Here is a 7,886-nt window from a genome sequence, read left to right as displayed (position 1 = left end):
GATCGCCGCGCCGCCCACCCGGATCGCCGCGCCGCCCACCCGGATCGCCGCGCCGCCCACCCGATCGCCGCGCCGCAACCGGTGAATGCTGCGAGACTGGGGCTGTTCGCCGAGAAAGGCGGGGATCGCGCCGACACTGCGCGCGATCACTGACAGACATCGAGGGAGCAACAGATGAGCGTCCAGCCAGGTGGGTCACAGCGTCATCGGGTCGTGGTGATCGGATCCGGATTCGGTGGCCTGTTCGCCACCCAGGCCCTCAAACGCGCGGACGTCGACGTCGTCTTGATCGCCCGAACCAGCCACCACCTGTTCCAGCCACTGCTGTACCAGGTCGCCACCGGAATCCTGTCCGTCGGTGACATCGCCCCGGCCACCCGCATGGTACTGCGCAAACAGAAGAACACGCAGGTGCTGCTCGGCGATGTCGAGACCATCGACATCGACACGCGGACCGTGCGCTCCCGGTTCCTGGACCGGGTCACCGTCACCGAGTACGACAGTCTCATCGTCGCCGCAGGCGCCGGCCAGTCCTACTTCGGCAACGACCACTTCGCCGAATTCGCACCCGGCATGAAGACGATCGACGACGCCCTCGAACTGCGCGGTCGCATCCTCGGAGCGTTCGAACAGGCCGAGTTGTCCGACGATCACGACGAACGCGCGCGGCTGCTGACCTTCGTGGTCGTCGGCGCGGGCCCGACCGGTGTGGAATTGGCCGGGCAGATCGCGGAACTGTCGCGCCGCACCCTCAAGGGCGCGTTCCGGCACATCGACCCCACCGAGGCGCGGGTGGTGTTGCTCGACGGCGCCCCCGACGTGCTCCCCGTGTACGGGGGGAAACTCAGCCGCAAGGCGCGCGGCACCCTCGAACGCCTCGGCGTGGAGATTCAGCTCGGCGCCATGGTCACCGGCGTCGACGCGGAGGGGCTGACCGTCAAGGACAAGGACGGCGCCGAGCGGCGCCTCGAGTCGCAGTGCAAGGTGTGGTCGGCGGGTGTCGCGGCGAGCCCGCTCGGCAAGCAACTCGCCGAGCAGTCCGGGGCCGGCATCGACCGTGCCGGACGCGTCGAGGTACAGCCCGATCTGTCGTTGCCGGGGCATCCAAACGTGTTCGTGGTCGGCGACATGATGTCGCTGGACAAGCTGCCCGGCCTGGCCCAGGTGGCGATGCAGGGTGGTAAATATGCCGCCCAGCAGATCGTCGCAGGTCTCGACAGGCAGGGCCCCGCCCAGCGCAAACCGTTCAAGTATTTCGACAAGGGCAGCATGGCGACGATCTCGCGATTCAGTGCTGTCGCGAAGGTCGGCAAACTCGAGATCAGCGGGTTCCTCGGCTGGATCGCATGGTTGTTCGTGCACCTGCTGTATCTGGTCGGGTTCTCGTCGAAGCTGTCGACCCTGCTGTCCTGGGCGCAGGCGTTCTTCTCCACCGGCCGCAACGAAATGGCCGCGACCGAGCAGCAGGTGTTCGCGCGGATCGCGATCGAACGTCTCCGGGAGCACACCGAGTCGGCGGAGAGTGGGGGCCCACCGGCCCGCGAAGCCGGTTAGTGGGTCGAACCGACCTCGGGCGGGGCATCGGGCCGATCAGACCCGGTGTCCCGCGCGGAGCGCTCGGTCTAGCGGCCGATGTGGTCGGCGTCGGCGATGTTCGCCAGGCGCACCTGGCCGTGCGCGACGGTGCGGCCGCGCTCGTCGACGATCGCGACCTGCCACAGCTGCTGGGTGCGGCCGCGCTGCAGCGGGGTGGCGGTGGCGGTGAGCACCCCGTCACGGGTGGCGCGCAGGAAGTCGGTGTTGTTGTTCACACCCACGACGTGGCCACGGTCACCGAACCACACCGCCCCTGCGATGCTCGCCACCGACTCGATCACCGCGCAGTACACCCCGCCGTGCACGATGCCGTACGGCTGGTGATGACTCGATGTCACCGTCCAGCGCGCAACCACCCGGTCTGCGCTCGTTTCGATGTATTCGAGGCCGAGGGCACTGCCGAATCCGGCACTGCCGAATTCGGTGGCGGATGCAGGCTCGAGGGTGGGCTGGTCGGTCATGGGGTCTCCATATGTCGTTTCGTGGTCGTCCTGTCGGATGGTAGGCGTTCGCGGCTCACCGTCGGCAGGGTCGACACGGTCCAGAAAAGGATCCGGCGGGCCCCGCGGATTCTGCGGGGCCCGCCGTGGGAAGGACCGGGAGTCTCTGCAGCCCTCAGGACTCCGGCACGGTCCGACAGTAGGTGACGACCACCATCATAGGGAAGGCTGCCCTAATTTGGCAAGTCCTCGCACGGGAAACCCGGCGGCGGCGAACGCATCGAGCAGGTGCTGACCCCGACGTGCGGCGGTGTGGCGGGACGACTCCGCGAGTTGTGGCAGTTGCGCAGCGCCGGTGACAACCGTGCGGCCGACCAACCCCCAGTAGCGCGCGTCGTCGATCGGCGCACAGCCCTGCAGCGTCTCGTGGACGGCGGACAGGGCCGACACGGCCCGGTGCGCGGTCCAGACCGCGAGCGCCCGCTCGCACGGCACCACCACCACGTCGCGGCCCCCCGCGGCGGGATCGCCCGGCAGAACCCTCAGGGTGTCGTCGGCTACACCGGCCCAGTCGATTCCGCCGTCACTGTCCTGATGCACCCACAGGTTCTCCAGGCCGGGATCCCAGGCGCGGCCTTCGATGACGAAGGGCGCCAGGACCCGGCCGATGATGACGTGGATCAGCGCTCCCGCCACCTGCTCGACGGCGATGCGCGGATCCTCGACGTCGTCGAGCACGCGCCGGTAGAGCAGTTCGACGCGCTGCCCCCGACCCTCGCAGGCCAGGCTCCACCAGCGGCGCCGCGGTTCCTCTTCGACGCGGGCGACGGCGTAGACGCGGGGGGCGTCCGGTGCGATCGCCCGCAGTCGGGCGCGTGTGGCTTCGAAGGCGGTCTCCTCGAACAGACAGCTCGGCATGACCTCGGGACGGGTCAGCAGCATTGTCGACACCCACACACCTCCTGATCGGCCCGCAACCCCACCTTGGGATTAGGTTAGCCTAACCATTACATGACGGCGGCGGGTGCGCAACCCGCCACGCGACGGCGTAGATAGGATTCCGTAACCTAACTCTCTGCGGACCTCATCCGCCCGGCAGGCACCCCACCCAGAGGAGCACCCGCACACGTGACCACGATCCGACACCCGGGCGCCGCACCGGCAACACCCGATCCGAGCCCACCGGCGACACCCGCGCGGCGCCTGGCCGCGACCGCCCTCGACCTCGTCCTGGTCGCGGTTCCCCTCGTGATCGGCGCCCTGCTCGTCGACACCCTCGGCGACGCGCACGGCGGCGGACAAACCGACCGTGTCGTCTTCGGTGTCGCCGCTCTCGCCGCCGCCGGCGGCTTCCTGGTGTGGAACAACGGCCGCCGCGAGGGACACACCGGCGCCAGCCTCGGAAAACACTGGACCGGACTGGTCACCCGCGACGCGACGACCGGCAACGCCGTCGGCACCCGGCGTGCCCTGCTGCGCCGCGGCACCGAGGTCGTCACCGACACGACCGCAGCGGCCGACGGATTCACCCCGATCCCCCCGGACACCACCGTCGCCGGACTACGCCGCCGCCGCCTGCTGGGCCTGGCCACACTGATCGTCCTGCTCGGTCTCGTCCTGCTCGCCAGCATCTCCATCGGCGCCCGACCCATGACGTTCGCAGAGGTCTTCCACGCGCTCATCGTCAACGACGGCTCCGAAACCGACCTGATCGTGCACACCCTGCGCATCCCCCGCACCCTGCTCGGCCTGGTCGTCGGAATCGCCCTGGGAATTGCCGGCGCACTCATCCAGGGCCACACCCGCAATCCCCTCGCCGACGCCGGCCTGCTCGGCATCAACGCCGGCGCCGCCTTCCTGGTGGTCCTGTCCATCTACCTGTTCGGGATGAGCACCCCCTCCCAGTACCTGTGGTTCGCGTTCGCCGGCGCCCTGATCGCCGCCGTCACCGTCTTCGGATTCGCGTCCATCGGCAACGGCAACGCGAGCCCGCTCAGCCTGGCCCTGGCCGGCGCCGCGGTCGCATTCTTCCTGCAGGCCATGACCAACACGGTGGTGCTGCTCGACCAGACGACCCTCGACGGATTCCGCTTCTGGGTCGTCGGGTCGGTCGCCGGGCGCGGCACCGACGTGCTCTGGCAGGTCCTGCCGTTCCTCACCGCCGGTGTGGTCATCGCCCTGGCGAGCACCCCCGGCCTCAACGTTCTCGGCCTCGGTGAAGACGTGGCCCGCTCCCTCGGCACCAACGTCGCACTCAGCCGCACGGTGGGCATCGCCGCGATCACCCTGCTGACCGGTGCCGCCACCGCCGCCTGCGGACCGATCGCGTTCATCGGGCTGATCGTTCCGCACATCGCGCGGGCGATCACCGGGCCCGACTATCGCTGGCTCGTGCCCTACGCGGGCCTGCTCGGCGGCATCCTCCTGCTGCTCGCCGATGTCATCGGCCGCATCGTCGTCCGCCCCGGCGAACTGCAGGTCGGTATCGTCCTCGCCCTGATCGGCGCACCGTTCTTCATCGCCTTGGTCCGCCGACGGAAGCTGGTGTCCCTGTGACCGAATCGACGACCCTGACCGCCCCGAAGCGGCGTACCCGCCCCCTGCTGCACACCTCGACCGCCGTCCCGTCCCGCCCGGCCCTGCGCATCGGGCCGGTGTCGTTGGTGTGGCGTGGCCGGCACGTGCTGGTGTGCATCCTGCTCGCGGTCGCCGCGTTCCTGCTGCTGTGTGTGAGTCTCGGCCGCGGCGACTACCCGATGTCGATACCGCAGGTGCTCGAAGTCCTCGTCGGTGGCGGTGAACGCCTCGACCGGTTCATCGTGCTCGACCTGCGCCTCCCCCGCGGTGTCGGCGCACTCGTCGTCGGCGCCGCCCTCGCGGTGGCCGGCGCAATCACCCAATCACTGTCCCGCAACCCCCTGGCCAGCCCCGACATCCTCGGTATCACCGCAGGAGCCAGCGCCGCCGCCGTCGCCCTGATCGTGGTGACGAGCGGCGGATCGATCGTCGGACTCCTCGCCAGCCTCGGCCTGCCCCTGGCCGCGCTCGCCGGCGGACTGCTCACCGCGTTCGTCATCTACCTGCTGGCCTGGCGCAACGGCGTCGACGGATTCCGGTTGATCCTCATCGGCATCGGCGCCAACGCCATGCTCATCGCCCTGACCAACTGGATGCTCGTCTCCGCCGACATCAACGATGTCTCCCGCGCCCAGGTGTGGCTCACCGGTTCCCTGAACGGTGCGTCCTGGAGCCAGGTGGTCCCCGCCGCGATCGCCCTGGCCGTCATCGGAACCTGGACCCTGATCGCAAGTTTCACCGTCGGTGCTCTACGCCTGGGCGACGACACGGCCCGGTCGCTCGGCGTCCGCCTGCAAACCCAGCAGGGGCTTCTGCTCGCCGCGGCGTGCGGCCTGGCCGGTGTCGCCACCGCCGCCGCCGGACCGATCGGGTTCGTGGCGCTGGCCGCACCCCAACTCGCGTTGCGCCTGGTCCGCGCCGACGGCCCACCGATCATCGCGTCCGCGCTGACCGGTGCGGTCCTCGTAGTCGGCTCCGACATCATCGCCCGCACCATCCTCCCGGTCGCGCTGCCCGTCGGGCTGGTCACCTCCGCTCTCGGCGGCCCGTTCCTGCTCTATCTCCTCGTGCGTTCCAACCGGAAGGTGACCGTATGACCGGCATCGAGATGTCCGACAAGATCACCGCCGGTGCGACAGACACCGGCTCGACTGTCACCGAACCGCGACTGGTCGCCGAACACCTGTCGCTCGGCTACGGCGAGCGTCTCGTCGTCGACGACCTCGACCTGCTCGTTCCCACCGGCGTCGTCACCACCGTCATCGGCCCCAATGGCTGCGGCAAGTCGACACTGTTGCGCGCGCTCAGCCGGCTGCTGCGCCCCCGCGCGGGCAGGGTGGTGCTCGACGGCCACACCATCACCACGATGCGCACCCGGGAGGTCGCGCGGATCCTCGGCATGTTGCCGCAGGCTCCGGTCGCCCCCGAAGGCCTGACCGTCGCGGACCTCGTGTCCCGTGGCCGCCATCCGCACCAGTCGTGGCTGCGCCAGTGGTCGTCCGACGACGAGAACGAGGTGGCCGTCGCGCTGTCGCGCACCGGCATCGCCGACCTCGCCGACCGTCCCGTCGACGAGTTGTCGGGCGGTCAGCGCCAGCGCGCGTGGATCTCGATGGCGCTCGCACAGGGCACCGACATTCTGCTGCTGGACGAACCCACCACCTACCTCGACCTCGCCCATTCGGTCGAGGTCCTCGATCTCGTCGACCGGCTGCACAGCGAACTGGGCCGCACCGTGGTCATGGTCCTGCACGACCTGAACCTCGCCGTGCGCTACAGCGATCACCTCGTCGTCATGAAGGCCGGTCGCATCGTCGCGTCCGGCGCCCCGGACACCGTGATCTCCGTCGAGTTGTTGCGTGAGGTGTTCGGCCTCGACGCCGCGGTCATCGACGACCCGGTGTCCGGGCGCCCGCTGATCGTGCCGATCGGCACGCGGCACGTCTACGGCACCGTCGGTGGGGCCGTCAGCACCTCCGTCAGCACCTCCGTCAGCACCTCCGACACGCCGCAGGACCAGGACGAAAGTCCCTACGACCAGGAGTAGTACGCACGAGTGTCGGAGTGTCCGTAGAATCGCCTCATGGCAGCACTCGGCGAACTAGAGCGAGCAGTGATGGAACACCTCTGGGCCTCCACCGAACCCCAGACGGTGCGGCAGGTCCACGAGGCTCTCGCCACCCGGCGGTCCCTCGCGTACACGACGGTCATGACCGTCCTCCAACGTCTCGCGAAGAAGAATCTGGTCATCCAGCAGCGCGACGACCGCGCACACCGCTACCTGCCGGTGCACGGCCGGGACGAACTCGTCGCCGGCCTGATGGTCGACGCACTCGACCAGGCCGACAGTCGTGGTCGCACCGCCGCACTCGTGCACTTCGTCGGGCGGGTCGGCGCCGACGAAGCCGCCGCCCTCCGCGAGGCACTGGCCGCACTCGAAGCCAAGGAGGATGCCGCCGCAGGCACGGCCGACCAACGCACCGGTCGCGCGAGCTGACACACTCGATGCCATGAATGCGACCACCGCGCTGGTCTTCGGCATCCTCGCCCTGCTCCTCGCCGGCCCCGTCCCGGCGCTGCTGAGCAGAGCGACTTGGCCGTACCGCACGCCCCGCGCCGCCCTGGTGCTGTGGCAGGCGATCGCGCTGGCCGCCGTGTTGTCCGCATTCAGTTCCGGCCTCGCCGTCGCCGCCCTGCTCCTGGTCCCCGGCGTGGACGGACGGCCCACCGCCGAACCCCTGCGCGAGATCGACGCCCTCGGGTTGCCGTTGTGGCTGACCTATGTGGCCGTGTTCGCCGCCACCCTGTTCATCGGGGCGCGCCTGATCTTCGCGACCCTGCGCGTGGCCGTGCTCACCCGCCGCCGCCGATCCCGGCATCGCACCCTCGTCGATCTGCTCGACCGGCGCGAGAGCGGCGCCGCGATCCGCCAGCTCCCGCACGTGCGCATTCTCGACAGTGCCGACCCCATCGCCTACTGCCTGCCCGGCCTCCGGCACCGCGTGGTGCTCAGCGAAGGCACCCTCGACCACCTCGACGACACCGAACTGCGTGCGGTGCTCAGCCACGAACACTCCCACCTGCGGGCCCGGCACGATTTGGTCCTCGAAGCCTTCACGGCCGTGTCCGAGGCATTCCCCCGCTGGGTACGTTCCGGTTCGGCACTCGGCTCGGTGCAACTGCTCGTCGAAATGCTCGCCGACGACTCGGCGGTCCGGGCAACCGGGCCGGCACCGCTGGCCCGCGCCCTGGTCACCTGCGCCGGATCGCGCA

8 protein-coding genes are annotated in these 7,886 nt (G+C 69.8%); 6 read left to right on the top strand and 2 right to left on the bottom strand.

Features of this window, described 5'->3' with window-relative positions:
• Positions 1-174: 174 nt before the first annotated feature.
• Positions 175-1,554: an NAD(P)/FAD-dependent oxidoreductase gene (locus WAX14_RS04105; protein WP_422626813.1), complete on the top strand. Its 1,380-nt coding sequence runs from the start codon at positions 175-177 to the stop codon at positions 1,552-1,554.
• Between the two features lie 68 nt (positions 1,555-1,622).
• Here WAX14_RS04105 and WAX14_RS04100 read toward each other — a convergent pair whose 3' ends face one another.
• On the bottom strand, positions 1,623-2,057 hold the full coding sequence (locus tag WAX14_RS04100) for a PaaI family thioesterase (RefSeq protein ID WP_422626812.1): 435 nt from the start codon (positions 2,055-2,057) through the stop codon (positions 1,623-1,625).
• Between the two features lie 195 nt (positions 2,058-2,252).
• Entirely contained in the window at positions 2,253-2,978 is a 726-nt protein-coding gene (locus tag WAX14_RS04095; protein WP_422626816.1) for a hypothetical protein, read from the bottom strand.
• Positions 2,979-3,164: 186 nt separating this feature from the next.
• On the opposite strand from WAX14_RS04095, the gene WAX14_RS04090 reads away from it, so the two are divergent.
• The 5 genes from WAX14_RS04090 to WAX14_RS04070 form a co-directional block, all read left to right on the top strand.
• Positions 3,165-4,592 (top strand): FecCD family ABC transporter permease, encoded by a 1,428-nt coding sequence (locus tag WAX14_RS04090; protein WP_422626811.1) that lies wholly within the window; start codon positions 3,165-3,167, stop codon positions 4,590-4,592.
• A gap of 14 nt (positions 4,593-4,606) precedes the next feature.
• Positions 4,607-5,710, top strand: coding sequence for a FecCD family ABC transporter permease (locus tag WAX14_RS04085; protein WP_422626815.1), 1,104 nt, complete (start codon positions 4,607-4,609; stop codon positions 5,708-5,710).
• 11 nt (positions 5,711-5,721) lie between these two features.
• Positions 5,722-6,660, top strand: coding sequence for an ABC transporter ATP-binding protein (locus WAX14_RS04080; protein ID WP_422626814.1), 939 nt, complete (start codon positions 5,722-5,724; stop codon positions 6,658-6,660).
• Between the two features lie 36 nt (positions 6,661-6,696).
• A complete protein-coding gene (locus WAX14_RS04075; RefSeq protein WP_422626810.1) occupies positions 6,697-7,110 on the top strand; it encodes a BlaI/MecI/CopY family transcriptional regulator in 414 nt (137 codons plus the stop codon).
• Between the two features lie 13 nt (positions 7,111-7,123).
• Positions 7,124-7,886: M48 family metalloprotease (locus WAX14_RS04070; protein ID WP_422626809.1), on the top strand; the 763-nt coding region annotated here is incomplete at its 3' end.

The sequence above is a fragment of the Rhodococcus sp. (in: high G+C Gram-positive bacteria) genome (assembly GCF_049299235.1).
In the GTDB taxonomy this organism is placed as follows: domain Bacteria; phylum Actinomycetota; class Actinomycetes; order Mycobacteriales; family Mycobacteriaceae; genus Rhodococcus.
The sequence above is the reverse complement of the archived record's forward strand: the minus strand, read 5'-3'. Positions and strand labels throughout refer to the sequence as shown.